The sequence below is a fragment of the Streptomyces sp. NPDC096012 genome (assembly GCF_040426375.1).
GTDB lineage: Bacteria > Actinomycetota > Actinomycetes > Streptomycetales > Streptomycetaceae > Streptomyces.
Genome location: NZ_JBEOTD010000032.1, coordinates 19,197 through 45,578, shown reverse-complemented (window position 1 = coordinate 45,578; position 26,382 = coordinate 19,197). Strand labels below are relative to the sequence as shown.

General features: G+C 72.9%; 19 protein-coding genes. 8 read left to right on the top strand and 11 right to left on the bottom strand.

The window, feature by feature from the left end; translation table 11 throughout:
* Genes pcaG through pcaDC form a run of 3 tightly spaced genes read left to right on the top strand, consistent with a single transcriptional unit; the run spans window position 1 to window position 3,067 of the window.
* Complete coding sequence (gene pcaG / locus ABVB68_RS26820; protein ID WP_353603709.1) at window positions 1-603, top strand: protocatechuate 3,4-dioxygenase subunit alpha; 603 nt, start codon at window positions 1-3, stop codon at window positions 601-603.
* Window positions 600-1,931 (top strand): 3-carboxy-cis,cis-muconate cycloisomerase, encoded by a 1,332-nt coding sequence (gene pcaB / locus ABVB68_RS26815; protein ID WP_353603708.1) that lies wholly within the window; start codon window positions 600-602, stop codon window positions 1,929-1,931. The genes pcaG and pcaB overlap by 4 nt, the downstream gene beginning before the upstream one ends.
* Window positions 1,928-3,067, top strand: coding sequence for a bifunctional 3-oxoadipate enol-lactonase/4-carboxymuconolactone decarboxylase PcaDC (gene pcaDC / locus ABVB68_RS26810; RefSeq protein WP_353603707.1), 1,140 nt, complete (start codon window positions 1,928-1,930; stop codon window positions 3,065-3,067). Before pcaB ends, pcaDC begins: the two co-directional genes overlap by 4 nt.
* 357 nt (window positions 3,068-3,424) lie before the next feature.
* On the opposite strand, the gene ABVB68_RS26805 is transcribed toward pcaDC, so the two are convergent.
* Window positions 3,425-6,106: an ATP-binding protein gene (locus tag ABVB68_RS26805; RefSeq protein ID WP_353603706.1), complete on the bottom strand. Its 2,682-nt coding sequence runs from the start codon at window positions 6,104-6,106 to the stop codon at window positions 3,425-3,427.
* 172 nt (window positions 6,107-6,278) lie between these two features.
* Between ABVB68_RS26805 and ABVB68_RS26800 the strand changes: the two genes are divergently transcribed.
* From ABVB68_RS26800 to ABVB68_RS26790, 3 genes are all read left to right on the top strand, one after another.
* Window positions 6,279-7,865, top strand: a complete 1,587-nt coding sequence (locus ABVB68_RS26800) for an MFS transporter (RefSeq protein ID WP_353603705.1) — start codon at window positions 6,279-6,281, stop codon at window positions 7,863-7,865.
* A 3-nt stretch (window positions 7,866-7,868) separates the two neighbouring features.
* Entirely contained in the window at window positions 7,869-9,056 is a 1,188-nt protein-coding gene (locus ABVB68_RS26795) for an anhydro-N-acetylmuramic acid kinase (RefSeq protein ID WP_353603704.1), read from the top strand.
* Between the two features lie 436 nt (window positions 9,057-9,492).
* On the top strand, window positions 9,493-10,659 hold the full coding sequence (locus tag ABVB68_RS26790) for a DUF2510 domain-containing protein (RefSeq protein WP_353603703.1): 1,167 nt from the start codon (window positions 9,493-9,495) through the stop codon (window positions 10,657-10,659).
* Between the two features lie 454 nt (window positions 10,660-11,113).
* Here the strand turns inward: ABVB68_RS26790 and ABVB68_RS26785 are convergent, their stop codons facing one another.
* On the bottom strand, window positions 11,114-11,755 hold the full coding sequence (locus tag ABVB68_RS26785) for a TetR/AcrR family transcriptional regulator (RefSeq protein WP_353603702.1): 642 nt from the start codon (window positions 11,753-11,755) through the stop codon (window positions 11,114-11,116).
* 257 nt (window positions 11,756-12,012) lie between these two features.
* Here ABVB68_RS26785 and ABVB68_RS26780 point away from each other — a divergent pair, with 257 nt between their 5' ends.
* Window positions 12,013-12,813 carry a phosphatase PAP2 family protein gene (locus tag ABVB68_RS26780; RefSeq protein WP_353603701.1) on the top strand — a complete coding sequence of 267 codons (801 nt, stop codon included), beginning with the start codon at window positions 12,013-12,015 and terminating at the stop codon, window positions 12,811-12,813.
* Window positions 12,810-13,904 carry a DMT family protein gene (locus ABVB68_RS26775; protein WP_353603700.1) on the top strand — a complete coding sequence of 365 codons (1,095 nt, stop codon included), beginning with the start codon at window positions 12,810-12,812 and terminating at the stop codon, window positions 13,902-13,904. Before ABVB68_RS26780 ends, ABVB68_RS26775 begins: the two co-directional genes overlap by 4 nt.
* A gap of 73 nt (window positions 13,905-13,977) precedes the next feature.
* Here the strand turns inward: ABVB68_RS26775 and ABVB68_RS26770 are convergent, their stop codons facing one another.
* The 9 genes from ABVB68_RS26770 to ABVB68_RS26730 form a co-directional block, all read right to left on the bottom strand.
* Window positions 13,978-14,823 carry an LURP-one-related family protein gene (locus ABVB68_RS26770; protein ID WP_353603699.1) on the bottom strand — a complete coding sequence of 282 codons (846 nt, stop codon included), beginning with the start codon at window positions 14,821-14,823 and terminating at the stop codon, window positions 13,978-13,980.
* Window positions 14,824-14,889: 66 nt separating this feature from the next.
* The gene (locus tag ABVB68_RS26765; RefSeq protein ID WP_353603698.1) at window positions 14,890-16,938 is read right to left on the bottom strand and encodes a phosphocholine-specific phospholipase C; all 2,049 of its coding nucleotides are present in this window, start codon (window positions 16,936-16,938) and stop codon (window positions 14,890-14,892) included.
* A gap of 222 nt (window positions 16,939-17,160) precedes the next feature.
* Entirely contained in the window at window positions 17,161-19,338 is a 2,178-nt protein-coding gene (locus ABVB68_RS26760; RefSeq protein ID WP_353603697.1) for a discoidin domain-containing protein, read from the bottom strand.
* Between the two features lie 51 nt (window positions 19,339-19,389).
* A complete protein-coding gene (locus ABVB68_RS26755; RefSeq protein WP_353603696.1) occupies window positions 19,390-21,003 on the bottom strand; it encodes a glycoside hydrolase family 13 protein in 1,614 nt (537 codons plus the stop codon).
* 37 nt (window positions 21,004-21,040) lie between these two features.
* Window positions 21,041-21,919, bottom strand: coding sequence for a carbohydrate ABC transporter permease (locus tag ABVB68_RS26750; protein ID WP_353603695.1), 879 nt, complete (start codon window positions 21,917-21,919; stop codon window positions 21,041-21,043).
* Window positions 21,916-22,869, bottom strand: coding sequence for a carbohydrate ABC transporter permease (locus ABVB68_RS26745; RefSeq protein ID WP_353603694.1), 954 nt, complete (start codon window positions 22,867-22,869; stop codon window positions 21,916-21,918). Before ABVB68_RS26745 ends, ABVB68_RS26750 begins: the two co-directional genes overlap by 4 nt.
* A 5-nt stretch (window positions 22,870-22,874) precedes the next feature.
* Window positions 22,875-24,227 (bottom strand): ABC transporter substrate-binding protein, encoded by a 1,353-nt coding sequence (locus tag ABVB68_RS26740; RefSeq protein ID WP_353603693.1) that lies wholly within the window; start codon window positions 24,225-24,227, stop codon window positions 22,875-22,877.
* A gap of 140 nt (window positions 24,228-24,367) precedes the next feature.
* Window positions 24,368-25,366 carry a LacI family DNA-binding transcriptional regulator gene (locus tag ABVB68_RS26735; protein WP_353603692.1) on the bottom strand — a complete coding sequence of 333 codons (999 nt, stop codon included), beginning with the start codon at window positions 25,364-25,366 and terminating at the stop codon, window positions 24,368-24,370.
* Between the two features lie 196 nt (window positions 25,367-25,562).
* Window positions 25,563-26,234, bottom strand: coding sequence for an MmyB family transcriptional regulator (locus ABVB68_RS26730; RefSeq protein WP_353603691.1), 672 nt, complete (start codon window positions 26,232-26,234; stop codon window positions 25,563-25,565).
* Between the last annotated feature and the right edge of the window lie 148 nt (window positions 26,235-26,382).

Sequence of the window (26,382 nt, the reverse complement as noted above, 5' to 3'; positions counted from 1 at the left end):
GTGGCGAAGACAGACACCAGCGGCCCGGACCAGGCGCCGCCCACCCCGTCCCACACGGTCGGCCCCTTCTACGGGTACGCGCTCCCCTTCCGCGGCGGCGAGGAGATCGCCCCGCTCGGCCACCCGGAGACCATCACCGTGCACGGGTACGTCCTCGACGGCGAGGGCGCGGCACTGCCGGACGCCCTCGTCGAGGTGTGGGGACCGCACCCGGACGGCACGGTCCCCCGCACCGACGGGTCCATGCGGCGCGACCCCGCCACCGGCGGCCACCTGGGCCGCAACGGCGTGGAGTTCACCGGCTGGGGCCGCGTCCAGACCGACGCGGACGGCCACTGGTACGTCCGTACGCTGCGGCCCGGCGCCCGCGGCGGCAACGCGCCGTACCTCAGCGTCTGCGTCTTCGCCCGCGGGCTGCTCGTCCACCTGTTCACCCGGATCTATCTGCCCGGCGACGCGGCCGCACTGGCCGCCGACCCGCTCCTCACCCGGGTGGGCGACCGGCGCGGCACGCTGATCGCGGCCGACGAGACGGCCGGCATCTACCGTTTCGACATCCGCCTTCAGGGCGAAGGCGAAACGGTCTTCCTGGAGTTCCAGTGACAACTGACGACGGCGGCCCCGGACTGCTCGGACCCGGCTGGGCCGGCGCCCCGGCCGCGAGCACGACGAGCGACTCCGCCCATCTGCGGGCCATGCTCGACGCCGAGGCCGCGCTGACCCGCGCCCAGGCGGCGCTGGGCCTGGCGCCCGCCGAGGCCGCCGGCGCGGTGACCGGGGCGGCCGACCCGGCCCGCTTCGACGTCCGTTCCCTCGCCGACCGCGCCCGCGCCGGCGGCAACCCGGTGATCCCGCTCGTCGCCGACCTCACCCGGGCGGTGGGCGAACCGTACGGCGCCTACGTGCACCGCGGCGCGACCAGCCAGGACATCCTGGACACGGCCGCCATGCTGGTCGCCGCGCGCACCCTGGACCCGGTCCTCGGCGATCTCACCCGCGCCGAACGCGCCCTCGCCCTGCTGGCCGCCGCCCACCGGGACACACCGATGCCGGGGCGCACGCTCACCCAGCACGCCGTGCCCACGACGTTCGGCCTGAAGGCCGCCGGCTGGCGCGCCCTGGTCCTCGACGCACGGGACCGCATCACCCGGGTACGCCAGACCCTGCCCGCGCAACTGGGCGGCGCCGCGGGCACACTGGCCGCCTTCCAGGCCTACGGCGCCGAGGACGCGACCACGCTGACGGAGGCCTACGCCCGGGAGGTGGGCCTCGCCGCGCCGCCGCTGCCCTGGCACACGCTGCGCACGCCGGTCGCCGATCTGGCGGGCTGCCTGGCCTTCGCGGCCGGCGCGCTGGGCAAGATCGCCGAGGACGTGCTGACGCTGTCGCGCACCGAGATCGGTGAGGTGACCGAGGGCGGCGGCGGTGGTTCGTCGGCCATGCCGCACAAGGCCAACCCGGTGCGCTCCACCCTCCTCGCGGCCGCCGCGCGCCGGGCGCCGCAGCTCGCGGCCACCCTGTTCGGCTCCGTCGCCGCCGGGGACGAGCGGCCGGCCGGGGCCTGGCACGCCGAGTGGGAGCCGCTGCGCGAACTGCTCCGGGTGACCGGCGGCGCGGCCCGCGACGCCGCCGACCTCACGGAGGGCCTGCGGGTGAACACCACGGCCATGCGCCACAACCTCGGCCTCACCCGGGGCCTGATCGTCTCCGAGCGGCTGTCCGCCGCCCTGGCACCCCGACTCGGTCGCGCCCGCGCCCGGGACCTGCTCACCGAACTCGCCGGCCGGGCCCACGCCGAAGACCTCTCCCTGGACCAACTCCTGGCCGACCAGCCCGAGTTGCGTGGCCTCGACCTCGCGGACCTGACCGACCCCGCCCGCTACACCGGCTTCGCCGGCCGGCTCACCGACCGTGCACTGGAGCGACCTTGAACGTGAAACTCCTGAACCACCTTGACGAGGACCCTTCTTCCGCTCCCCCGCTGCTGCTCGGCCCCTCCCTCGGCACCTCCCTCGCCCTGTGGGACGAGATCGCGCCCGAACTGTCGGCCGCCCACCGGGTCGTGCGCTGGGACCTGCCCGGCCACGGGGGCTCGCCGGCGGAGCTGATCGGGCCCGGGGCGAGCGTCGGCGACCTAGCCGCGCTGGTGCTCGCCCTCGCCGACACACTCGGCATCGACCGGTTCGCCTATGCCGGCGTCTCCCTCGGCGGCGCGGTCGGCCTGCACCTGGCCGTGCACCACCCCGAGCGCCTCTCCTCGCTGGGGGTCCTGTGCTCCTCGGCCCACTTCGGCGGCGAGGCACCCTGGCGCGAGCGGGCGGAACGGGTGCGCCGGGAAGGGCTGGAGTGGCTCGTGGAGAGTGCCGACGCGCGCTGGTTCACGGCCGGGTTCACCCAGCCCCGGCTGGTGCGCGACCACCGCGAGGCCGATCCCGGGGCGTACGCCGCCTGCTGCGACGCGCTCGCCTCCTTCGACCTGCGCGACCGGCTCGGCGAGATCACCGTACCCACCCTCCTCGTGGCGGGCCGGCAGGATCCGGCGACACCGCCCGCACACCTGCGGGAGATCGCCGACGCGGTGCCGTCCGCGACGCTGGTGGAACTGCCCGGCGCCTCCCACCTGGCGCCGGCCCAGTGCCCGCGGGCCGTGCTCACCGCCCTGCGCACCCAGCTCGACGGGCCGCCCGTGAGCGGCATGGCCGTACGCCGGCAGGTGCTGGGCGACGCCCACGTGGACCGGGCGCAGGCCCGGCAGACCCCGCTGACCGCCCGCTTCCAGGACTTCATCTCCCGCTACGCCTGGGGGGAGATCTGGACCGACCCGACGCTCTCCCGCCGCGAGCGCAGCCTGATCACCCTGACCGCGCTGGTCGCCCACGGCCACTACGACGAACTGGCCATGCATGTGCGGGCGGCCCGGCGCAACGGGCTGTCGGCGCAGGAGATCGGCGCGGTCCTGCTGCAGACCGCCGTGTACTGCGGGGTGCCGGCCGCCAACTCGGCCTTCGCCGTGGCCCAGCGGGTACTGGCCGAGGAGGAACCACCCGAGGACGAGAACACCCGCTGAGCGCGCGGGGTGCCCCGGCCGCAGGGACGGCAGGCGAGGCTGAGCGTCGGAGGTGACCTGACCTCACGGGTGGCAGGAACGAGGCCGAGCGTCGGCGGTGCCCCGGCCGCACGAGCGGCAGGTGCGAGGTCCGGCGGTGACCTGACCGCACGGGTGACAAGAGCGAGGCCGAGCGTCGGCGGTGAGCACTCCACGCTCGCCCGCGGTCCGGAGCTGGGGCCCGCGGACCGGAGCTCGGGCCCGCGGACCGGAGCTGGGGCCGCCCGGCATGCCCCGGCCGCACCCGGCCGCGGGCCGGGGCCGGGTGTCCGGGGTGAACCGGACGTACTGCCGGCCGCCGCCGGGCCCGCGGGCGGGCTAGCGTGCCCGTCCCTTCTGCAGGGCCTCCTGGGCCTGTGCCACCAGGCCGTCCGCTCCGCAGGCGCGGGCGAGGTCCAGGCCCCGGCCCAGCTCCGCCGCCGAGCCGGCGGCGATGCCGTAGCCGACCCGGGCCGCGGCGTGTTCGTACTGGCAGGGTGAGGCCTCCAGGTAGGTGACGGCCTGGGCGTGGAGGGCGACCGCGCGCGGTCCGGTCTCCAGCGCGGCGGCGCACCGCAGGGCCTCGCCGATGGCGGTGTCCGTGCCGAAGCGCTCGGCCTGCCGGCGGGCTTCGGCGGCGAGCTGGGCGGCGCGGGCCGGGTCCCGGCCGGCCAGGGCCTTGGCGAGGTCGATGGACCAGGGTGCGAGGACGGGGTTGTGGCCGCCGCGCGAGACCGCGGTCTTCTCGGCGGCCTCGAGCTCGTTGACGCCCTCCTCGGTGCGGCCGACGGCGAGCAGCAGCCGGCCGCGCACGGAGCGGATGTCGGGCAGCACGATCGTCGACGGGTACGGCGGCGCGAACCCGTACTGCCGGGCGATCGCCCACGCCTCGTCGACCCGGCCGCGGGCCAGCAGCGTGTCGACGAGTCCGCAGGTGGAGGACCAGTACAGGGGCAGGCGGCGGCCGACGCGCTCGGCGAGGGCCAGGCCCTCGCGCAGCGTGGTCTCGGCGTCCTTCAGGCGGCCCTGCCTGCGGTAGGCGAGACCTAGGAAGGCGTTGGCGAGGGAGAGGTGGCCGCCGCGCCAGCCGGCGCCGGTGTAGACGCGGCGGGCCTCGGCGAAGAGGCTCTCGGCACGGTCGAGCCGGTCGGCGTAGGCATAGGAGCTGCCCAGCATCATGAGCAGCTCCATGCCCCATTCGGGGTCGGTCCAGCCGAGGCCGGGCGCGAGGCGGCCGTTGACGAGGGCCCGGTCGCACAGCGCGACGACCTCGGCGGCGCTCTCGCCGTGGGTCATCGCGTCGAAGCCGCGCAGGATCAGCAGGGCGCGTTCGGCGTTGTCCCGGCCGGTGCAGGTGCGGGCGAGTTCGGCGAGACTCTGCGAGCGGGCCGAGGAGACGATCTCGCCGTGGATGCCCTCCCACATGTACTGGAAGGCCTGCAACCGCATCCGGACCGGTCCGGCCTCGTGCCGGGCCGCCTCCGCCTCGACCGTGCGGACGGCCTCCTCCAGCTGGTCGTTGTGGAGCAGTGCCTGGGAGAGCCGGACCACGGCGTCGACGCGGTGGTCGCCGTCGAGGCCGGGCATGCCGAGCGCGCTCTGCAGGTGGTCGATGGTGACGGCGGGCGCGGTCAGCAGGGTGGCGCAGCCCAGTTCGTACAGGACCTGTGCGTGGACCTCGGGTAGGGGCGGTTCTTCGAGGGCGCGTTCCAGGCAGCGGCGGGCGGCGTCCGGCGCGCCGACGGCGAGGTGTTCACGCGCGGCCTCGCGCAGTTGCTCGACGAGTTCCTCGTCGTCGTCCGGGTGCACCTTGAGCAGGTGCCGGGCGGCCTCGGCGGCGCCGCGGCCCAGCTCGGTGATGATCTGCGCGGCGACACCGTGCATGGCGGTGCAGACGCCGGGCGGGATGGAGTTGTAGACGGCGGTGGCGATCAGCGGATGGACGAACTCCAGCTCGCCGTCCTCGTGTTCGGCGCCGGACGCGTGGACGGGCTCGGTGAGGATGCGGGAGCTGCACAGCCGTTCGGCGCAGTGCCGGGCGACGTCGTCGTCCATGGTGGCGAGGCGGGCGACCATGTCGACGGTGATGTTGGTGCCGAGGATGGCGGCCGCCCAGGCGAACCGGGTGGCCTCCAGGCCGAGCCCCTTGAGCCGGTCGACCAGTCCACCACCGCGCGCGGCGCGGTTCAGCGCGCGCAGCTCCGCGGCCTGGGCCTCGACCGGCTGCAGTTCACTGTCCTGCACCTTGGCGAGGAGTTCGACGGCGTCGTAGGGATTGCCGGCGGTGACCGCCCAGACCTCGCGGCAGAAGGCGTCGTCGGCGTGCCGGCCGACGGTGGCCCGGGTGATCCCGGCGGTGGCGTCGGGAGTGAGGGCGCTGAGGTTGTTGACGGGGCGGCCCGCCGCCGCGGCCACCGCGTCGAGGTGACGGGCGCTCTCGCCGCTGACCTCGCCGGGCCTGCGGGCCACCACGACGAGCACGGACAGGTCCTGCAGGCGTTCGGCGAACGCGGCGAGCCAGCGCAGCGTCTCCTGGTCGGCCCAGTGCGCGTCGTCGACGAGCAGCACGAGCGGCCACTCGCGGCGGGCGAGCCGGCGTACCGCCGCGACGAGTCCGTCGCACACGTACTGCGGGTCCGGGCTGCCCTCCTGGGGGTCGGCTATACCGAGAGCGGGACCCGCGATGTCGTACCAGTCGCCGAGGTACTCTCGGGCCTCCTCGGGCAGCAGGGACAGCAACGCGGGCTGGAGCAGCTGCCGGACCACGTTGAACGGCACGGATCTGAGGGTCTCCGCGCCGCGGGCATACCAGACCGTGCAGCCGCGGCGTTCGGCGATGCGGCGCGTCTCGTTCAGCAGTGCCGTCTTGCCGAGCCCCGCTTCGCCGCGGAAGACGAGCAGGCTGCCCGCGGAGGACTGGTCGGCGCACAGGACATCGAGTGCCTGTGCGACGGTGGCGATCTCCGCGTCCCGCTCCCACAGAGAAGCCGAGGCGGCCGCCGGCGGCCGTCCCTCCGTCATCCCGTTACCTCCCCAGGTCGCCCGAATGACGTACAGACCACGAGCGTAGCCGTCCGGTGGGATGTGTGGTGGCCGGTCGGGGCACCTGTTGCCCCGCCGGGTGAAAACGGGTGCCGCCGGGCAACGCGCACCCGCCCCGACCACCCGGTCAGCAGCGGACGGAGCGTCAACGGTGTCTGGGACGAAGCCGGTTTCCGGCGACCGCGCGGTGACGCGGGGGCCGCGGGTGCGCGCGGTGGCGGCGGGGTCGGTGGGGAACCTCGTCGAGTGGTACGAGTTCGGTGTCTACGGCTTTCTGGCCACGGTGCTGGCGGAGCGGTTCTTCGCCCCGGCGGGCGGCGGCACGGCCGCGGCGCTGGTGCGCACGTACGCCTCGTTCGCCCTGGCGTTCTTCTTCCGGCCGGTCGGCGCGGTGGTGTTCGGCAGGCTGGGCGACCGATGGGGACGGCGGCCGGTGCTGATCGGGGTGGTCTCGCTGATGTCGGGTGCGACCGCGCTGATCGGCGTGCTGCCGACGTACGACGCCGTGGGCGCCCTCGCACCGTGGCTGCTGACGTCGCTGAGAGTCGTGCAGGGACTCGCGGCGGGCGGGGAGTTCGGTGGCGCGGTGGCGCTGCTGACGGAGTCCGCGCCGCCGGGCCGGCGGGGACTGTACGGGGCGTGGCAGTCCTTCACGGTGGCGCTCGGCCTGCTGGGCGGGGCCGCGGTGACGGCGGTGACGGCGACGGTGCTCAGCGATGCCCAACTGACCTCGTGGGGATGGCGGTTGCCCTTCCTGCTGGCACTTCCACTGGGACTGGTGGCGCTGTGGCTGCGGACAGGACTGCCGGAGTCGCCGTCGTTCGCGGCTCGCGGGGCGGAACCGGAGCCGTCGCCGTCACACCTGGCACGCGGGACGGAACCGCAGCCGTCACCGTCACACCTGGCACGCGGGACGGAACCGCAGCCGTCGCCGTCACACTTGGCACGCGGGGCGGAACCGGAGCGGCCGCCGTCGCACCCGGTACGCGCGGCGGAGCCGGAACCGGAGCGGTCGCCGTCGCCGTCACACCTGGCGCGCGGGGCGGAGCCGGAACCCGAGCGGTCGCCGTCGCTGTCGCACCCGGCACGCGGGGCGGAACCGGAGCGGCCGCCGTCGCACCCGGTACGCGCGGCGGAACCGGAGGGTTCGGTGGTGCGGCTCGGGGGCGGGGCGCTCGCGCTGGCCGCGGCGCGGGTGATGGGCTGGTCCGCGGCCGGTTACACCTTCCTGGTGGTGCTGCCGTCGTATCTGCAGCTCACCCTGCACACGGGCGTCCGGCACGCACTGCTCGCCGCGGTGCCCGCGAACGCCGGGTTCGCGGTGGCGATCCTCCCGGCGGGGCTGCTCAGCGATCGGGTGGGACGGCGGCCGGTGCTGCTCACCGGGGCCGTGCTGGTGGTGGTGACGGCACTGCCCCTGCTCGGTCTCCTGCGGGATCCGGGCACGTCGAGCGCGGTGAAGGCGTGGGCGCTGTGTGCGGCGGGCGTGATCGTGGGGCTGATGGCGGGGCCGGGACCCGCGCTGCTCGCCGAGATGTTCCCCACCCGGGTGCGCTGGACCGGACTCGGGCTCGCCTACGCCCTGTCGAACGCGCTCTTCTCCGGCTGCGCGGGCCTGATCATCACGGAGGCGGTGCGGCGCACCGGCAACCCGGACGTGCCCGCCCTCTACGCGGCGGCGGCGTGCGCGGTGAGCGCCGCGGCCCTCCTGAAGCGAACCTCCGGAACGGGGAGTTGACCCATGCTGGTGATCGGGCTGATGTCGGGAACGTCGTACGACGCGGTCGACGCCGCGGCGGCCGGCCTGCGGCTCGACGGCGGCACACTGGTGCTGCGGCCGCTGGGGATGGTGAGCACCCCGTACGACGACGGCCTGCGGGCCGCCCTCTCGGCCGCCCTGCCGCCGGCCTCGCTGCCGCTCGCCGAGGTGTGCCGGCTCGACACCGGCATCGGACGGGCCTTCGCGGCGGCGGCCGTCCACGCCGATCGTGAACTGTGCGGGGGCCGGGCGGAGTTGGTGGCCTCGCACGGGCAGACGGTGTTCCACTGGGTGGCGGACGGCCGGGTGCACGGCACGTTGCAGCTCGGGCAGCCGGCCTGGATCGCGGAGGCGACCGGGCTGCCGGTGGTCGCCGACTTCCGGGCCCGGGACGTCGCGGCCGGCGGCCAGGGCGCGCCGCTGGTGAGCCTGTTCGACCTGCTGTGGCTGCGGGGCCGGCCGGGCAGACCGGTGGCCCTGAACATCGGCGGCATCGCCAATCTGACGGCCCCGGACGGGACGGCCTTCGACACCGGGCCGGGCTGTGCGCTGCTGGACGCGGCGGTCCGCGAGTTCAGCGGTGGGCGCCTGGCGTACGACGCGGACGGCGCGCTGGCCGCGCGGGGCCGGGCGGACCGGGGGTTGCTGGAGCGGCTGCTCACGGAGCCGTACTACGCGCTGCCGACGCCGAAGACGACCGGCAAGGAGCTGTTCCACGCGGGGTACCTGCGGGCGTCGGGGCTGCTCGACGGGGTCCGCCCCGAGGACGCGCTGGCGACGCTCACCGAGCTGACGGCCCGGACCGTCGCCGACGCGGTACGGTCCGTCGGCGCCACCGAGGTGATCGCGTCCGGCGGGGGCATGCGCAACCCGGTGCTGGCCGGGACGCTCCGCCGGCTCCTCGCCGGGGTCCCGCTGCGGGCCTCGGACGAGCTGGGGCTGCCCGCCGCGGCGAAGGAGGCGTACGCCTTCGCGGTCCTCGGCTTCCTCACCGCGCACGGTCTGCCGGGTACCGACCCGCGCAGCACCGGCGCCCGCCACGCCCGCGTCCTGGGCTCACTGACCCCGGGCTCCACCGGATTCCCGTCGCCCCCGCCCCCGCACCGCGCGCCGGAACGCCTGGTGGTGGAGGCGCCGGCGGGCACACGGGGGCCCGACAGCGCACCCTAGCGACGCCGCAGCGGGCAGGTGCGGGCCGGACAGCGGCAGACCGTCATCCCGCCGCAACGGGCAGGGTCCGAGCCGGACAGCGGCAGACCGTCATCCCGCCGCAGCCGACAGGATCCGAGCCGGACAGCCGCAGACCGTCGACCACCGCAACGGGCAGGGTTCCGAGCCGGACAGCCGCAGACCGTCGAACCACCGCAACCAACAGGATCCGAGCCGGACAGCCGCAGACCGTCGACCACCGCAGCCGACAGGGTCCGAACCGGACAGCCGCAGACCGTCGAACCACCGCAACGCGCAGGTGCGAGCCGGACAGCGGCAGACCGTAGTACCGCCGTAGCGGACACGGGAGGAAATTGCGTGGCGAAGCGGGCGGGTCGGCCGGCTTCGCGTGGGATCCTCTCATCCCTCTTTCACGGTCGCCTCTTACGGTGGGGGCATGACGCAGGTGACTCCCCCCGGGTGGTACCCCGACCCCGGGCAGACGAATGACGGGCCGCCCACCGAGCGCTGGTGGGACGGCGCGGCCTGGACGGACCGGACGCGCCCCGCCGGGACGGCCGCCGCGTGGGGGCCCCCGCCGCAGCCGGCGCCCGGCGCCCCGCAGCCGGGCCACCCGGTACCCCCGGCCTACCCCGCTCAGCCCGCCGGTGCCACGCCCTCGGCTCCGGGTGGCTACGGCCCGCCCACCGGTGCGGCACCCCCGGCTCCCGGCGGGTACGGCCCGCCCACCGGTGCGGCGCCCACGGGTCCCGGCGGGTACGGCGCCCATCCGGGGTACGCGGGCTTTCCCCAGCCGCCCGGGGCCGGTTCGCGGCGCGGGCTGCGCACCGGCACCGCCGTCGCGGTGGCGGTCGCGGTGCTGGTGAGCATAGGCGTGGGCGTCTACGCCCTGGCCAAGGACGACGGGGGCGGCGGCGCCCGCGCCGGGTCGCAGGGGCAGGGCCAGGACGGCGGCCGGGGCGGCCCGTTCGGCGGGCCCGGTGGATCCGGCGGGACAGGTGGGTCCGGCGGGTCCGGTGGCTCCGGTGGTGGCGGCTCGCCCTCGCCCGGTCCCTCGGAGGCGCCCAAGGTCCAGGGCGGCGGCACGGTGCCGGACCCGGTCGACGGCATCAGCCTGCCGGTGCCCGAGGGCTGGACCGGGCAGACGCTCAAGGTCGGCGCGCAGATCACGTCCGGCGGCGCCTACAAGTGCCCGGGCAGCAGCGACCAGACGTGCACCCCGGGCGGCGCCTACACGGCACCGGCCGCGCTGCTGGGCCACAAGGGCGCCACGGCCGAGGAGGTCGCCAAGGCGGACGTCGGGGCCAACGCCGAGCAGTCGTACGGCGGCGCCACCTACGGCGCCATCACCTCGCACAAGGTGCTGGCGTCCAAGGCGGTGACGGTGGCCGGGCAGAAGGGCTACCGAGTGCGCTGGAAGGCGGTCACGAGCAAGGGCGCCGACGGCTACGTCGAGTCGGTCGCCTTCCCCTCCCCGGACAACGCCCGGCAGATCGTGGTGGTGCGCTTCGGCGTGGACGTCGGCCAGAAGGTGTCCGTCATCGACGAGATCCTGAAGGGGATCAAGGTGTCGTCGGGCGGGGGCGCGGGCCAGGACGTCTGACGGTCCCGGCGCGAGAAGTGACCGGCCGGTTGTGACATTCCCCCGGCACCGGAAGTCCGCAAGGGCTGACGGTTCCCGGTGCACCAGGTCGGCCAGGGCCGACCGTTCCCGGCACAGGGGATCGCGCCGGATCCGACGGTCCTGGCCGGTCCCGGCAGAGCAAATCGGCCGGGTTCGACGATCCGGTCAGGCCCGGCAGGCCCGGGAGCCACAGTAGGCCTGGGAGCCACGGCAGGCCCGGCAGGCCCGGGAGCCACAGTAGGCCTGGGAGCCACGGCAGGCCCGGCAGGCCTGGGAGCCACGGCAGGCCCGGACACACCGGGTCGGCCACAAGCGACCGGTCCCGGCGCGACGAGTCGGCCGGGTGGGGCGCCCCTCCGCTCAAGGGGGGCCCCACCCGGCCGGGGGTGCGCGCCGCCCCCGTCCCCACGGTGCGGCGCGAGCAGGTCACCGTTCAGTCATCCCGTGAACGGCGGCCTGGGTCCTGGGTCAGTCCGAGCGCGGGCAGCACGGTGGCCTCCACGAAACGGACGAGGTAGTCGGCGTCGGCGTACTGGCCGCTGAGCACGGGCCGGACGCGCAGGACGCCGAACATCATGGCGGGGACGTACTCCAGCGCGGGGTGGCCCGCCGCCACCTCACCGCGCTCCACGCCCCGCTCCAGCATGGCCTGGAGCGCCGCGATCTCGGGCAGCACGAGCGCCTCGCGCAGCGCCTGGGCCAGTTCGTGGTCGGCCGTGACCGCGTGTCCGAGGGCCTGCATGAGCGTGGCGTCCTTGTTGGACCAGTCACCGGCCGCCCGGGCGGCCTGGCGCAGGTCGTCCGCGAGCGATCCGGTGTCGATGCCGGCGAAGCGCACCTTGCGGCTGGCGCGCAGGGCGGCCGCGACGAACTGCGGCTTGTTCCTCCACTGCCGGTACAGCGTGGACTTGCTGCAGCGGGTGCTGGCGGCGACGCCCTCCATGGTGACGGAGTCGTAGCCGCACTCACGGATCTGCTCCAGCACGGCGTCGAAGAACTCCCGCTCACGCTCCGGCGTGATCTTGGAGCGGCGCGAGGAGGCAACCGCCTCCGGTCCGTGCGCCTGCGACGTCATGCCGTTCTTCCCCTCACTCGTGTGTGGCCCGTTTCCCTGCGCGTGCGGCGTCCTGGATCCGGGCTCGAGCCGGTCTCCAGCCCGCGTCTCCAGTGTGGCGCACATCAATCGATACGCCAGTGTACCGGTACTCGACCGTATCGGTACACTGGCGTATCGGTACGGCAACGTATCGATGAGTTTCCGGGCCCGGTTCCGGACTCGCATGGACCACCCACGCACCGCACACGCACCACCGTCAGCGAAGGGGCCGGGGGATGACTGCCCGAACCGAGCCCGCAGCGGCAGAAGCCGGGCCGGACGCGACCGCGCGCCCGGCTCTCATACGTGAGTTTCTGCTGGTCGCGGGACTATTCCTCGTCTACAAGCTCGGCCGTCGGCTGGCCGTCGGCCACACCGGGGACGCCTTCCGCGACGCCCACCGCGTCTGGGATCTCGAACGAGCGGTGCACCTGCCCGACGAGACCTCCGTGCAGTCCGCACTGCTGCACGGCAAGGCCCTGGTCCACCTCGCGAACACCTACTACGCGACCGTGCACTTCCCGGCCACGGTGGCCTTCCTGGTCTGGCTGTACCTCAGGCGGCCCGCGCACTACGTGTGGGCCCGCCGGGTCCTGGCCGTGCTCACCTCGGCCGCCCTGGTACTGCCGTTCACGTTCCCGCTGGCCCCGCCGCGGATGCTGACCGGGACGGGCCTGGTGGACACCGCCCGGATCTACGGCCCCTCCGTGTACGGCCCGCCGTCCAGCGACCACCTGTCCAACCAGTTCGCGGCGATGCCCTCGCTGCACTTCGGCTGGGCGCTGATGGTGGCGGTCGGCCTGATCGCGGCCATCCGGTCCCGGTGGCGCTGGCTGTGGCTGGCACACCCGCTGATCACGCTGCTGGTGATCGTCGGCACGGCCAACCACTACTGGCTGGACGCGATCGCCGCGACGGTCATGCTCGGTCTCGCCCTGATGGTCATCCACCGGCCGCAGCGGACGCCCGGCACGGCGGAACGCGGCACGGACCGGCTCGCCGCCGGCCCGCCGGTCCTCGTGGGAGCGGGCCGATGAGTGCCGCCGCCCTGGTCGCCGTGGGCCTCTCGCTGGTCTCGGCGGTCGCCTACGCGCTGGCCGCCGTCGCCCAGGAACGCCTCGCCTCCCGTGACGCCGGAGCCGGCCTGCTGCGGCTGCTGGGCACCGGTGCCTGGTGGTCGGCCGTCGGGCTGAACGCGGCCGCCGCCCTGCTGCACGTCGTCGCCCTCAAGTACGGCCCGCTGACCGTCGTACAGCCGCTGGGCGCGCTCACCCTGGTGGCGGCCGTACCGCTCGGGGCGCGGGCGGCCGGGCGCCGGGTCGACGCGGTGGAGTGGCGAGGGACGGCGCTGACGCTGCTCGGGCTGGCCGCGCTGCTGGTCACCGCCTCCGGTCCGGCGCCCGCTCGGGTGCTGTCGCTGACCGGGGCACTGGCCGTCGCCGGTACGACCGCCGCCGCGATCGGTGTGCTGTCCCGGCCCGGCACGAAACCGGGGCTCAGGCACGCGACCGCGTCCGGGTTCGCCTCGGGGGTCGCCTCGGCGCTGACCCAGACGGTGACCGTGGCGGCCACCCGGCGCTCCGGCCCGGCGCCCGCCGTCGAGGTGATCGTGGTGGCCGTGCTCGTGGCCGCGTTCGCCGTCGGCGGCCTGCTGCTCTCGCAGACGGCCTACCGCGGCGGCCTGGGGGCTCCGCTGGCGGTGGTCACCCTCGCCAACCCGGTGGCCGCCGCGGTCATCGGCCTCACCCTGCTGGGACAGGGACTGCAGGGCGGCGTCGCCGGTGTGCTGCTGGCCGTGGCCGGAGCGGGCGTGGCCGCGTGGGGCGTGCTCCTGCTGGCCCGCAGGGCTCGGGCACCCGAGCGCACCGGCCGGCCCGGGGAGGCCGGGGAACACGACGGTCCCACCGGGCGTGAGGGGTACGGCGGACACGGCGAACGCCCCGAGCAGACCGGGCGGTACGGCGTGCAGGACGAGCACGCCGAGCGGCGCGACACGCACGACGCGCACCCGGTCGCGGCGGTCCTCGCGCTGGAGCCGGGGACGGCGACGACGGAACCGGCACTGGTGCCCCGGCAGCCGGGACAGCCATGCCGGCCGGGACATCCGGGGCATCTCACCGCCCTGTGAGCGGGGACGGCGGCGGCCGGTGCCCGGGGAGACCCGCGCACCGGCCGCCGCCGTCGCCGTACCCGGGGCTGTCTCAGCCCAAGCCGCGCGCGTCCTGCTTGAGCGCGGTGTCGACGGTCAGCGCCGTCGCCACCACGAGGCTGAGCAGCGGCTCGGGCAGCTGGTAGTGCACCTGCAGGACGTAGTTGTCCGCGGTCGTGAACAGGGCCTTGGCCAGACCCTCCCAGGTCTTGGTGATCCGGGCGACCTCGTTGTCCGCGTGGTCGACGATCGCGAAGTTCCAGGCCCGCCAGTTCTCCGCCTTGATCGCGCCGACCTGCCGGCCGTCCACGTTCATCGCGAAGTTGATCTTGCCGATCATGTTCTTCTGGACGATCTCGCCGACCGGCGAGCCGTCCGGACGGCTCACGATCACCCGGGACTTGAAGATCTTCGCCGGCCGGGTCAGCAGCAGCTGCGGCCGGCCGTGGGCATCGCGGATCTCCAGCTTGTGCGTCATGAACTGGTCCAGGCTGGAGACGAAGCGAAGGATCTTCTTCAGCACGCCCTGGCCGACCTGGGTGACCGAGCCGATCTCACGGCCGTTCTGATCCATGACCTTGTACTCGTTGGTCACCTCGATCAGCTTGGCCTTCTGGTTCACCACGAGCACCGGCTCGGTGAACAGGGTGCCGCCACCGGGGCCGCCGGCCGCGACGCCGGCCTGCTGCCGCACCTGGCGCTGCACCCTGGCGTCGGCGGTCTGCTGCTGCGGGAAGGCCGGCTGCCGGGGAGCGGCCTGCGGCGGCGCCTGCCCGGCGGCCTGCTGCGCCGGGTTGGTGTGGTCGGTCCACTGCGAGCCGTCCCAGTAGCGGAGCGTCTGAGCCGCCCCGTGCGGGTCCGGGTACCAGCCTGCAGGAGTCTTCGATTGCGTGGTCACCGGGGCACACTACCCCGCTGTGACCGGTACCTGACCAGTCCGCACGAATGGGTCTTCATCGCCCGTTCACCCCGTCACGATCGCCGGGTCGCTGACGCCGGGCAGCCCGTTCTCGACGTGCCCGGCGAAGCCGCGCACGAACGCCGGATCGGTGTCGCAGGTGACGGTCAGGTCGTACCAGCGCCCGCTCGCCGTGAGGTCGACGCTCTGCCTCACGGTGGCACCGGACCGTACGGTCACCGTGTTCGCGCTGCCGCCGTAGCCGCTCGTGACCTTCAGCCGCACCGTGCCGGATGCCTTGTTGGTGAACGTCAGCTCCAGACAGCCGCCTGCGTACCGCGCGGTGACCTCGGGGCCCGCGACCTTGTTGCGTCCCCTGAACACGCGCAGGAAGCCGTTCGGACCGTGCACGGCGAGGTCGTACGAGCCGTCCGAGTAGGTGGAGTTCCAGGTGTCGGACAGGGTCTTGCCGGCCTCGGTGGTGTAGGGCCAGGGGCCGTCGGTGCGATTGCCCGAGGTGACGAGGAAGGCCGCGCCCGCCTCTGCTCCCGAGGCGAAGGTGAGCGTGAACTTCCCGGCCGCGGTGTCCGCGGAGCCGTCCACCACCGGGGCGTACTTCAGCGGGCGGGCGGGCCGGCTGCCGGGTTCCTGCCTGGGCAGGGAGGGGTTGGCGGGCGGAGTGGGCACATAGTCGGGGTGACGGTCGCGGTCCGGCGGCTGGTAGCCGGCCGTGGAGGGCAGCGCGGCCGGTGCGGTGTCCGGGCGGGAGAAGTCGAAGGCGCTGGTCAGGTCGCCGCAGACGGTGCGCCGCCAGGGGGAGATGTTCGGCTCCCGTACGCCGAAGCGGCGCTCGATGAACCGGATGATCGAGGTGTGGTCGAAGGTCTCGGAACAGACGTAACCGCCCTTGCTCCAGGGAGAGACGACCAGCATGGGCACCCGCTGGCCCAGCCCGTAGGGTCCGGCGGCGTGACCGGCGTCGCCCTTGAAGAGGTCCAGGGAGGCGTCGACGGTCGACCGGCCCTGGGCGGCGGAGGCCGGCGGGTAGGGCGGGATGACGTGGTCGAAGAAGCCGTCGTTCTCGTCGTAGGTGACGAACAGCGCGGTCCTGCCCCAGACCTCGGGGTTGGAGGTGAGCGCGTCCAGCACCTGGGCGATGTACCAGGCGCCGTAGTTCGCGGGCCAGTTGGGGTGCTCGGTGAAGGCCTCGGGGGCGACGATCCAGGACACCTGCGGCAGGTTGCCGGACTTCACGTCCGCCTTCAGCCGGTCGAAGTAGCCCTCGCCCTTCCTCGCGTCGGTGCCGGTGCGGGCCTTGTCGTACAGCGGGTTGCCGGGCTGCGCGTTCCGGTACTGGTCGAAGTAGAGGAGCGAGTTGTCGCCGTAGTTGCCGCGGTAGGCGTCACCGATCCAGCCCCACGAGCCGGCGGCGTCGAGGCCGTCGCCGACGTCCTGGTAGATCTTCCAGGAGACGCCCGCCTGCTCCAGGCGCTCGGGGTACGTCGTCCATCCGTAGCCCGCCTCCTCGTTGCCGAGGACCGGACCGCCGCCCTTGCCGTCGTTGCCGGTGTGTCCCGTCCACATGTAGTAGCGGTTGGGGTCGGTGGAGCCCATGAACGAGCAGTGGTAGGCGTCGCAGACGGTGAACGCGTCGGCGAGGGCGTAGTGGAACGGGATGTCGTTCCGGGTGAGGTACGCCATCGTCGTCGCGGACTTGGCGGGCACCCACTTGTCGTACTTGCCCTGGTTGAAGGCCACATGGCCGTCGTTCCAGCCGTGCGGCAGGTCCTGGATGAAGGCCAGTCCCAGGTCGTCGGCGTCCGGGTGGAACGGCAGGATGTCCTTCTTGCCGTCGGACTGCTTCCAGACGGACCTGCCGTTCTGCGTGACGGGGCGCGGGTCGCCGAAGCCCCGGACTCCCTTGAGTGAGCCGAAGTAGTGATCGAAAGAACGGTTCTCCTGCATGAGCACGACGATGTGCTCGACGTCCTCCACCGACCCCGTGCGGTACCGGGCGGGCAGGGCGGCCGCGCGCTGGATGCTGCCGGACAGCGCCGTGAAGGCCGTGGTGGCTCCCGCGAGCTGCAGGAATCGCCGCCGATTGACTTCGGACATAAATAAGGACCCTCTCATCCTGACGTACGTGATGCCGTCGGATGACGGAATCTGCTGCGGAGTGAGTGTTCCAAGAGCAACAAACGTCAGGGAAGGGTCCGGTGGCGCCTATGTGAATCTCGGCGGTCCGTGCGGTGCGGCATCCGGCCACCGTCCACGCCGTCGATGCCGCGTCCCGGGACACCCTCGTTCCCCCGGGGACGCGGCGGACGGCAGCGGCGGTCAAGGTGTCAGGTAGGCCTCCACCTCGCTGAACTGGGCGGCCGGCCAGCCCGTGTTGGCGCTGACGCTGAGCCGGAGATGGCGCAGACTGGTGGACGCGGGCAGGCTGATGGCGGCCGTGTTGCCGGTGGCCGGGTCGAAGCGGTACGCCTGGGCGCCGAGCACGGTGGTGTACCGGGAGCCGTCGGTGCTGCCGAGCACGGTGACGGTCTGGGTGCGCGCGCCCCAGGCCGAGGACGGGGGCAGCTTCAGCACCAGCCGGCGCACGGCGTAGGAGGATCCGAGGTCGACCGTCAGGGCCTGCGGGAAGGCGTTGTTGGCCGACTCCCAGTAGGAGTCGGCGTCGCCGTCGACGGCCCTGCCGGGGGTGTAGACGTCCTGGGAGCCGGTCGCGGTGGCCGGGCGGCCCTTGGCGAGGTTGCGGCCCGGGTCGGGATCGGGGTTGCCGTGACCGGGCTGGGGCCAGCTGGAGCAGTCCGACCAGGTGCTGGACCAGCCGGAGTTGCCGCCGCCGTCGGTGAGCGTGAAGGGGCCCGAGTTCGCCGGGTAGGGGCAGTTGTAGACGCCCGCGGCGCCCACCTGGGTGGCGGTGACGTTCCGGAAGGTGGCCGCGCCCTGTGCCTCGGCCTGGACGACGACCGTGCCGGTGTTGCGCACGGTCGCGCCGGTCACGTTGACGTTCCGGACCGGGTACTCCTGTCCGCCGCCGGCGACGAACTCGAAGGCGCTGTACGGGCTGTCGGTGATCGTCGTGTTGGTGATGTCGACGGTCGCGTTGATGGCGCTGTCGTAGGAGTCGACGCGCAGCGCGCCCATCGGATGGTTCCAGTTGGGGTTGATCGCGCCGGTGCGCACCAGGGTGTTTCCGTCGACCGTGATGGTGCCGGACAGCGGGGAGAACGGGTCGGCGAACTTCTGGTTGGAGATCGCGATGCCGCTGCCGAGGGCGTTGGTGTCGGAGATCAGGTTGTTGCGTACGGCGATGTCGGTGCCGCCGTAGACGGCGATGCCGTTGGCGAGGTTGGGCTGCGAGATGGTGTTGTTCTCGAAGCTGCTGTTGGTGTCGGCCGAGTACAGCGACCACATCGCGAGCGAGTCGTCGCCCTGGTTGCGCAGGAAGTTGTTGCGGACGCGGACCCCGCGGGCGTTGCCGTTGAGGTTGAGTCCGTCGGCGGTGGTGTCGAGGATGCGGCTGTTCTCCACCACCAGGTTGTCGTTGTTGCCCGTGAGCCACAGGCCGACCTTCAGGTGCTGGATCCACATGCCGGACACGGACGAGTTGGGGCCGAGGGAGCCGTTGACGAAGTTGTCGGGGCTGGAGTCGACGCGTTCGGTGACCTCGCCGATGACCGCGAAGTCGCTGATATGGACGTTGCCGGCGGAGCTTGACTGGTCGATGAAGCGGGAGGTGTGCACGACCGAGTACCAGCTGCCGGCGCCCCGCAGGGTCACGTTCTGCACGCCGTTGAGGGAGGACGTGACACGGTAGTCGCCCGGCGGGATCCAGACCGTTCCGCCCTGGGCGGCGGCGATGGCGTCCCGGAACGCCTGGGTGGAGTCGCCGTTGCCGCTGGGGTCGGCGCCCTTGGACACGACCGACACCGACCCGGCGGGCTGGGCGGCGGCCGCGGCGACCTGCTCGAAGTCGGCGACGTCCACGGTCACCTGGGTGCCGGTCGACTCGACGGCGACCCGGTCCCCGGCCTGGACGCCCTGCCCGAGCAGCAGCCGGGCGTTGTCGAAGAAGTGGTGTGTCTTCGCGCCGGTGATCCAGCCGGTGTCCACGTACGAGTACTTGGAGGTCACCGGGATGGTCCTGGCGATCTTCGTGCCGTTGACGTACACGTTCAGCGAACCGGACTGGCCGTCGGGGACGCTGTAGGCGACGTTCACCGCGTTGGCCGCGCGCGGCACGGTGAACTCCACGCGCTGCCCCGAGGTGAGCCGCACGGCCTGCCGTCCGGAGGCCTCCGAGGCGAGCGAGCCCTGGGTGTGGTCGGGGCCGATCCGGGTGCCGGTGGTCGTCGCGGACTCGGCCTCCACGGAGGTGAAGGGGAGCGTGGCACCGGCGGCCGCGTGTGCGGCCGGGGCCACGGTGACGAGCATGCCGGCGGCGAGGGCGACGACCGCGCCGATGGCCGACATGCGCCTGACGTGTCTGGCGGTGCTGCTGTGCATGTGCTGATCCCTTCGTGGTGGGGGTGCGTGGGACAGCTGCGGGTGGTCGGCTCAGGCGCGCAGCCAGGCCGCCGTGTCCCGCGGCAGCCGGCCGGCGTCGTCCAGCGGGCCGCTGCTGAGCAGGATCCGGGAGTGGGCGGGGAGGTCGGCGGGGGCGGGGGCGAGGTTGACCACGCACACCGCGCCGGCACGGGCGAAGGCGAGCACGCCGTCGGGGGCGGGCAGCCAGGTGAGGGGGCCGTCGCCGAAGACCGGGCGGGTGGCGATGGCCTCGCGGTAGAGCGAGAGCATGGACCGCGGGTCGTCGCGCTGGCGGTCGACGGCGTACGCCGGCCAGCCGGCCGGCTGCGGCAGCCACGGCTCCTCGCGCGAACCGAAGCCCGCGTACGGCAGGTCGGCGGCCCACGGCAGGGGCACCCGGCAGCCGTCGCGGCCCGGATCCACGCCGTGCGACCGGAAGTACATGGGGTCCTGGATGCGGTCGGCCGGGATCTCGGCCTCCGGCAGGCCCAGTTCCTCCCCCTGGTAGACGTACACCGATCCGGGCAGTGCCAGCGACAGCAGGGCGGCCGCACGGGCCCTGCGGGCGCCGAGCGCGAGGTCCGTCGGGGTGCCGAAGGCCTTGGTGGCGAAGTCGAAGGCGGTGTCCGCACGGCCGTAGCGGGTGACGGTGCGGGTGACGTCGTGGTTGCACAGCACCCAGGTGGCCGGTGCTCCGACGGGGGCGTGCTCGGCCAGGGTGGTGTCGATCGAGGCGCTCAGCCGCTCGGCGTCCCAGGGGCAGGAGAGGAAGGAGAAGTTGAAGGCGGTGTGGAGTTCGTCGGGGCGCAGGTAGCGGGCGAAGCGCTCGGCGTCGGGGAGCCAGACCTCCCCGACGAACACGCCGTCGTAGGCGTCGGCGACGGATCGCCAGGAGCGGTAGATGTCGTGGAGTTCGTCGCGGTCGACGAACGGGTGCGGCTGCGGGTCCGCCGCGAGGTCGGGCAGGTCCGGGTCCTTGACGAGCAGGGCCGCCGAGTCGATGCGGACGCCCGCGACACCCCGCTCGAACCAGAACCGCAGGATCTCCTCGTGCTCCTGGCGGACCGCCGGGTGCGCCCAGTTGAGGTCCGGCTGCTCGGGCGTGAACAGGTGCAGGTACCAGTCGCCGTCGGGCAGCCGGGTCCACACCGGTTCGGTGGAGCCGACGAACTGCGACGGCCAGTCGTTGGGCGGCAGTTCGCCGTTCGGGCCGCGTCCGGGCCGGAAGTGGAACAGCTCCCGTTCCGGGCTGCCGGGTCCGGCGGCGAGCGCCGCCTGGAACCAGGGGTGCCGGTCGGACACGTGGTTGGGCACGATGTCGACGATGGTCCGGATGCCCGACTCACGGGCCTCGGCGATGAGTTTCTCCGCCTCGGCCAGGGTGCCGAAGGCCGGGTCGATGGTCCGGTAGTCGGCGACGTCGTAGCCGCCGTCCTTCAGGGGTGACAGGTACCAGGGGGTGAACCACAGGGCGTCGACGCCGAGTTCGGCGAGGTACGGCAGGCGGGCGCGGACGCCCGCGAGGTCGCCGGTGCCGTCGCCGTCGCCGTCCGCGAAGCTGCGGACGTACACCTGGTAGATGACGGCGGAGCGCCACCAGTCCTGGTCCGGCTGGGGGTTGCGGGCAGGGGTGGGCTGTCCCACGGTGCGTGCCTTTCTGTCTCGGGGGCTCCAGGGCGGTTCAGCCCTTGGTGCTGCCCGCGCTGATCCCGGCGATGATGTGCCGCTGGAAGACGAGGAACAGCGCCACCATCGGGATGCTGGCGATCACCATCGCGGCGATGAGCACGGTGAGCTGGATGTTCTGCGACAGCTGGACGAGCGCCACGCTGATCGGCTGTTTGCCGGTGTCGGAGAAGACCATCAGCGGCCACAGGAAGTCCTGCCAGACGGCGACCAGCGCGAAGATGGACACCACCCCGAGGACCGGCCGGGACATGGGCAGCACCACCGACCACAGGATGCGCAGCTTGCCGGCGCCGTCGATCTCGGCGGCCTCCAGCACGTCGCGCGGCAGCTGGTCGAAGAACCGCTTGAGCAGGTACAGGTTGAAGGCGTTGGCGGCGGCCGGCAACCAGATGGCGAGGGGGTCGTTGAGCAGGCTGGTGTGGAGGATCGGCAGGTCGGCGACGGTGAGGTACTTGGGTACGACGAGTGCCTGCGCCGGGACCATGAGGGTGGCGAGGATGCCGCCGAGGATCACGTTGCCGAAGGCGGGCTTCAGCTTGGACAGGGCGTAGGCGGCGGCCGTGCAGAACACCAGTTGGCAGGCCCAGGCACCGGCCGCCTGCACCACCGTGTTCCACAGGTGCTGCGGCAGCTGCATCAGGTCCCAGGCGTCGGTGTAGCCGCCGGTGTGCCAGTGCTTCGGTATCAGTGTCGGCGGGGTCTGGGCGACCTCGTCCGGGGACTTGGTCGCGCCGGTCACCATCCAGTAGACCGGGAAGAGGAAGGCGAGCGCGAAGAGGAGCACGACGGCCGTGAACACCGCCCAGTAGACGGCCTTTCCGCGGGGGCGGGCGAGGGTGGCCGGGGAGATCAGGGTGCGGGTCTCGCTCATGCGTCCCCCTCGTTCCGGGTGAGCCGCAGGTAGAGGGCGGAGAAGACGCCGAGCAGGGCGAGGAGCATCACGCTGAGCGCGCAGGCGCCGCCGAAGTCGTTGTAGAGGAACGCGTACTTGTAGATGAGGTAGAGGACGGTGACCGTCGCGTTCTCGGGGCCGCCGCCGGTGATGACGAACGGTTCGGTGAACACCTGCATGGTGGCGATGATCTGAAGCAGCATCAGCATGAGGATGACGAACCGGGTCTGCGGGATCGTCACGTGCCGGATGCGCTGGAGCAGGTTGGCTCCGTCCAGCTCGGCGGCCTCGTACAGCTCGCCCGGGATGGACTGCAGGGCGGCCAGGTAGATGAGGACGGTGCCGCCCATGTTGGCCCAGGTGGCCACGATGACCAGGGAGACGAGCGCGGTGTCGGCGCCGTTGGACCAGTTCGAGGTGGGCAGGTGCGCGAAGCGCAGCACCTCGTTGGCGAGGCCGGCCCCCGGGTCGTAGAACCACTTCCACAGCAGGGCGCTGACCACCGGCGGGATCATCACCGGCAGGTAGACCACGACCCGGAAGAAGGCCTTGGCGTGCCGCAGTTCGTTGAGGACGAGCGCGAGGACGAAGGGGACGGCGAAGCCGATGAGCAGGGCCAGCACCGTGAACGTGAAGGTGTTGCGCCAGGCCGCCGTGAACTCCGGGTCGTGCAGGACGCGGGTGAAGTTGGCGGTGCCGACCCACTCGGGCGAGGAGCCGGGCGTGTACTTCTGGAAGGCGATCACGACCGCGCGGATCGCCGGGTACCAGGAGAACAGGGCGAAGCAGAGCAGGCCGCCGAGGAGGAAGCCGTACGCGCGGGCCTGGTCGATGAGGCGGCGCCGCCTCCGGTCCCCCGCCGGGGGCGGCGCCGGGACCGGGTGGGCGGCCGGCTGTGCCTGGATCCGCCGTTCGGCCGTCTTGGTCATGGCGGTCAGCTCCGGGCCAGGATGCTGTCGATCTTCCCGGAGGCGTCCTCCAGGAGCCGGTCGATGTCCGCGTCCTTCTTGGTGAGGACGGCGGAGACGACGCCGTCGAGGACCGAGTAGATCTGCTGGGCGTTCGGCGGCTCGATCTTCATCCGCAGCCGCTGGTTGCCGTCCAGGAAGGCCTGGTAGTTCTCCACCGGCACATTGGCGTTGGCCTTCTTGACCTGCTGGTCCTTGGCGTCGGCGGCGCCGGTGAACAGGCGCGGCTCGGGCAGGCCGACAGGGGCGTCGCTCTGCTTGGCCCGGGCGTAGTCGCCGAGGAAGCCGGATCCGGGGGTGAGGAACATGTGGTCGAGCCACTTCAGGCCGGCGCGGATCTGGGCCGGGCTGTCCTTCTTGTTGAACATGTAGCCGTCGCCGCCGATGAGGGTGCCCTTGCCGCCGGGCATGGGGGCGAGGGCGAGGTCCTTATAGTTGCCGCCCTTCTCCTTGACCAGGATCGGGATGTTGTCGGGGGCGCTGAGGTACATGCCGAGCTTGCCCGAACCCATCATCTGCTGGACGTCGTTGATGACGAGGAGCTGCTTGCTGCCCATCGAGTCGTCCGTCCACCGCATGTCGTGCAGGTTCTGCAGCACCGCGTGGCCCTCGGGGGTGTCGATCGTCGCCTTCTTGCCGTCGGGGCCGACGACGTCGCCGCCCTGGGAGTAGAGCTCGGCGGTGAAGTGCCAGCCGCCCTGGTTCTGGGCGCTGTAGTCGGCGTATCCGACGGTGCCGCCGCCGAGGGCCGCGATCCTCCTGGCGTCGGCGCGGACCTCTTCCCAGGTCGCCGGCGGCTTGTCCGGGTCGAGTCCGGCCTTCTGGAAGAGCTTGCGGTTGTAGATCAGCCCCATGGAGTAGCCGGTGCGCGGGATGCCGTAGACCTTGCCGTCCACGGTGTAGATGTCCCGCAACTGCTTCTGGAGGGTGCCGTAGCTCTTCAGTTCCTTCAGGTACGGCGTGAGGTCGGCCGCCTGGTTGATGTCGACGACGTGGCCCGCGTCGGTGAAGTACGTGTAGAAGACGTCCTCCATCTGACCGCCGGCGAGCTTGGCGTCGAAGGTCTTCGGGTCCTGGCAGGGGAAGGCGTCGTGGGTCACGACGTCGATGTCCGGGTTCTTCTTCTCGAAGGAGGCGACATCCGCCTCGAAGAACGTCCGGTCGACCTTGGCGCTCTTCGGCGGCTCGCAGTTGACGGTGATGCGCGTCTTGCCGTTCGCCGCGTCGTCGTCACTCGACCCGCAGGCGGTCGCGGCAAGCGCGAGGGCGGAACAGACGCCGATCGCGACATAGGTACGGCGGAACCCGGTGCTTCTCATCGGTGGACCCCTTGTGGCACTCATGGCAGGAGCGGTGGGCGCCGCACACTCAAGCACCGCCGACAAGCGACCGCAAGATGTCGCGCAGAATCTGTAATTATTTGACAGCGGATGGAAGGACTCCGGCGCGTTCCCGCTTCTCAGGTGCGCGGTGCTTGCGCGGTAGAGCCGCGCACCACCAGCTCGGGCTCGAAGAGCAGTTCCTCGGCCGGTACGGCGGTGCCGCCGATCTGCGCGTTCAGCAGCTCGACGGCCGCGCGGCCCATGGCCTCGATCGGCTGGCGCACGGTGGTCAGCGGCGGTTCCGTGCAGTTCATGAAGGCCGAGTCGTCGTAGCCGACGACGGAGATCCGGCCGGGGACGTCGTACCCCTTGCGGCGGGCCGCCCGGACGGCGCCGAGCGCGAGCGGGTCACTGGCGCAGATGATGCCGGTGACGCCGCGGTCGATGAGCCGGGAGGCCGCGGCGTGGCCGCCCTCGATGGAGAAGATGGCGCGGGCCGTGAACTCCTCGGGCAGGTCGCCGGCGATCGCCCGCGCGGCCGCCAGCTTGCGGGCCGAGGGCACGTGGTCGCCGGGGCCGAGCACCAGGCCGATGCGCTCGTGCCCCAGGGAGGCCAGGTGCCGCCAGGCCTGTTCCACGGCGACGGCGTCGTCGCAGGACACGCTCGGGAAGCCGAGGTGCTCGATGGCCGCGTTGACCAGCACGACGGGGATGTGCCGGTCGGCGAGCAGCCGGTAGTGGTCGTGGGGTGCGTCGGCCTGCGCGTACAGACCGCCGGCGAAGACCACTCCGGAGACCTGCTGTTGCAGCAGCAGTTCGACGTAGTCCGCCTCCGAGACGCCGCCCTTGGTCTGCGTGCAGAGCACCGGGGTGAGGCCGAGCTGGGCGAGGGCGCCGCCGATGACCTCGGCGAAGGCGGGGAAGATGGGGTTCTGCAGCTCCGGCAGGACCAGGCCCACGAGCCGGGCGCGTTCGCCGCGCAGCTGGGTGGGCCGCTCGTAGCCGAGCACGTCGAGGGCGGACAGCACCGACTGCCGGGTGGCTTCCGAAACCCCGGGTTTGCCGTTGAGCACCCGGCTGACCGTCGCCTCGCTGACCCCGACCTTCTTCGCCACTTCCGCAAGTCGTCGCGTCATGAGCGCAAGCGTAGCGCAAGAAACGCAAACAGTTTGCGTAAAGGCGTGGCCGCCTCATGGGGGTGGGGTCGCCGGGCGGGAGGGGGCCACGGAAGGGGGCGGAGGGTCGTGCCGGGACGAGGGGGCGGAGCGCCCCGGAGGGAGGGGGTCGTTTCGACCCGGCGCCGCCGGTGACCTGAACACCGGCGGTGCCGGGTCAGTCCTCGGGCGCCGAGACGACCGTCAGGTGCGTGCCCGTGCCGCGGTGCCGGCGTGAGCGGCGCGCCGGCGCGGCCGTCCGGCGGGGCTCGCGCAGGACCATCGTCAGGCGCCGGTGGCCGAGGTCCCGCAGGGTCTGCGGGGTCTCCTCCACGATGCGGCACTCGACCGGGCCCCGGCGCGGGTCGGGGTGGAGCAGCAGCCGGACGGCTCCGTCGAGGCGCGTGGCGGCCTCACCGACGGCCCGGATCCAGTGCGGCAGACCCTGCCGGTAGGCGGCCTCCATGAGCGGGTCCTGACCGATGTCCCGGCGGATCGCCTGGAGTTCGTGGTCGTGTCCCCCGCTCTCCAGCGCGGCGCGCAGATGGGCCAGCATCGGCAGGCACCAGCCCGGCTCGTGCTCGCCGAGGATCTCCCCCGCGTCGGGGTGGAACAGGACGAACCGCAGGAAGTTGTCGCCGGGCATGGCCGTCGGGTGGGGGCGCATGCCGCGAAAGAGCGTCGCGAAGGCGTTGTTGGCCATGACGACGTTCCAGTGCCGGTCGACGACAAGGGACGGGTAGGGCACGGACTCCAGCAGCGTGGCGTAGTCCTGCAGGTACGACTGGGTCTCGCAGGTCGCGGGGAGGGGCCGCGGTGCCGGCCGCTGCCCTCCTGCCTGATGTGCCATCGGGAGGTCACCCCTCTTGCCTCTGCGGCCTTCACGCGGCGATGTGATCCTGGTGCCCCGCCACGATCGGTGTCAACTATCGTGGCATTTCATGCCGCTCGACGGCTGAAATTCGCCACAGTTGTGGCGAGACCTGGATGTGAGTTCG

What these genes read in the sequence shown, in the direction of transcription:
- ABVB68_RS26805 (WP_353603706.1), bottom strand. Translation starts at nt 6,106, where the DNA reads ATGACGGAGGGACGGCCGCCGGCGGCCGCCTCGGCTTCTCTGTGGGAG.
- ABVB68_RS26795 (WP_353603704.1), top strand. Translation starts at nt 7,869, where the DNA reads ATGCTGGTGATCGGGCTGATGTCGGGAACGTCGTACGACGCGGTCGAC.
- ABVB68_RS26790 (WP_353603703.1), top strand. Translation starts at nt 9,493, where the DNA reads ATGACGCAGGTGACTCCCCCCGGGTGGTACCCCGACCCCGGGCAGACG.
- ABVB68_RS26785 (WP_353603702.1), bottom strand. Translation starts at nt 11,755, where the DNA reads ATGACGTCGCAGGCGCACGGACCGGAGGCGGTTGCCTCCTCGCGCCGC.
- ABVB68_RS26780 (WP_353603701.1), top strand. Translation starts at nt 12,013, where the DNA reads ATGACTGCCCGAACCGAGCCCGCAGCGGCAGAAGCCGGGCCGGACGCG.
- ABVB68_RS26775 (WP_353603700.1), top strand. Translation starts at nt 12,810, where the DNA reads ATGAGTGCCGCCGCCCTGGTCGCCGTGGGCCTCTCGCTGGTCTCGGCG.
- ABVB68_RS26765 (WP_353603698.1), bottom strand. Translation starts at nt 16,938, where the DNA reads ATGTCCGAAGTCAATCGGCGGCGATTCCTGCAGCTCGCGGGAGCCACC.
- ABVB68_RS26760 (WP_353603697.1), bottom strand. Translation starts at nt 19,338, where the DNA reads ATGCACAGCAGCACCGCCAGACACGTCAGGCGCATGTCGGCCATCGGC.
- ABVB68_RS26750 (WP_353603695.1), bottom strand. Translation starts at nt 21,919, where the DNA reads ATGAGCGAGACCCGCACCCTGATCTCCCCGGCCACCCTCGCCCGCCCC.
- ABVB68_RS26745 (WP_353603694.1), bottom strand. Translation starts at nt 22,869, where the DNA reads ATGACCAAGACGGCCGAACGGCGGATCCAGGCACAGCCGGCCGCCCAC.
- ABVB68_RS26740 (WP_353603693.1), bottom strand. Translation starts at nt 24,227, where the DNA reads ATGAGAAGCACCGGGTTCCGCCGTACCTATGTCGCGATCGGCGTCTGT.
- ABVB68_RS26735 (WP_353603692.1), bottom strand. Translation starts at nt 25,366, where the DNA reads ATGACGCGACGACTTGCGGAAGTGGCGAAGAAGGTCGGGGTCAGCGAG.
- ABVB68_RS26730 (WP_353603691.1), bottom strand. Translation starts at nt 26,234, where the DNA reads ATGGCACATCAGGCAGGAGGGCAGCGGCCGGCACCGCGGCCCCTCCCC.